Consider the following 1,218-nt stretch of genomic DNA (forward strand, 5'->3'; position numbering starts at 1 on the left):
GCTCATGGGTCAGGGCAGAGAGCCAGCACAACGACGGCAGTGCCCGTTTGCCGTAGGCCTGGATCACCAGACCAAGCCCACCCCAGCCACGGCAGTCCGGGTGCCGGTAAACCCGCTCGAACACCTCCAGAAACAGCTCATGGCGATCCTGCTCCTCAGCGTCCATATTGATAGCCACATTGCCCGCCCTGGCTTCGCGAACCAGGTCCAGAAGCGCAGGCACCAGTTCCCGGAACACCCGCGTTTTGTGGGCCACTTCATAGCGTGGATGGAGCGCAGAAAGCTTGATGGAAATTCCGCTGCGGGGGGAGTTTTTGTGATCAGGTTCGGCGGCAATCGCCCGGATCGCTGCCAGGTATTCATCATGATAGCGCCGGGCATCCGCCATGGTCAGGGCAGACTCCCCCAACATATCAAAGGAGTAGGTATACCCCTTTTCCCGCTGTTTCAGGCCATTCTTTAACGCTTCTGCAATAGTGCGCCCCAGGACAAAATGACGCCCCATGATCTTCATGGCCTGGTTAACCGCCTGACGAATGACCGGCTCCCCCATCCGGTTCACCAGTTTGCCAATAATCCCGCCGGCAGAACCATCCTCCCCGGCTTCCAGGTTGACCACCCTGCCGGTGAGCAGCAACCCCCAGGTGGAGGCATTGACCAGCAGCGAGTCACTCTGGCTCAGGTGTTTTTCCCAGTCAGCCACACTGAGCTTATCGCGGATCAGGGCATCGGCCGTGCGGTTATCAGGAATACGCATCAGGGCTTCGGCCAGGCACATCAAGAGAATACCTTCCCGGGTATCCAGGCTGTACTGCAGCAGCAATGCATCAATCATATGAATGCCATCATCACTACCCCTGACCTGCTCAATCATTCTGGTGGCTTTACTGGCTGCCTCAGAATAGTCCCGGGACTGTTCATCGAGAATCTGCACCAGTTCCTGTAGCCAGGAAGCCTCATCCACGGAGTAATGAGCAGAGATCATTGACCAGAGTTCGGCTGGCCTGTGCTGGACAATGCCTGAGTTGAATGCATCTTTCGCCTGGAACATACCTTTCTCCAATTCCCTTCTCCAATTTTCAGACCAATTTGCTGTCGTCGCGGGACTGCATGGATGCAGGAGAGCAACGCAGGAGCAGTTGCCCCCGGGGCATTCTATTCTCGGACAGCCCCTGATGTATTTATCGCCCTCCCTGACTACTAAAAAAATAAAAATAT

The 1,218-nt window shown here is 56.0% G+C and carries 1 protein-coding gene; it reads right to left on the minus strand.

Going from position 1 to position 1,218, the window contains the following annotated elements:
• Positions 1 to 1,051: proline dehydrogenase family protein (locus KDK14_RS09025; protein WP_257264765.1), on the minus strand; the 1,051-nt coding region annotated here is incomplete at its 3' end.
• Positions 1,052 to 1,218: the final 167 nt, after the last annotated feature.

Origin of the sequence: Endozoicomonas sp. ONNA2 (assembly GCF_024606365.1) — a bacterium.
GTDB lineage: Bacteria > Pseudomonadota > Gammaproteobacteria > Pseudomonadales > Endozoicomonadaceae > Endozoicomonas.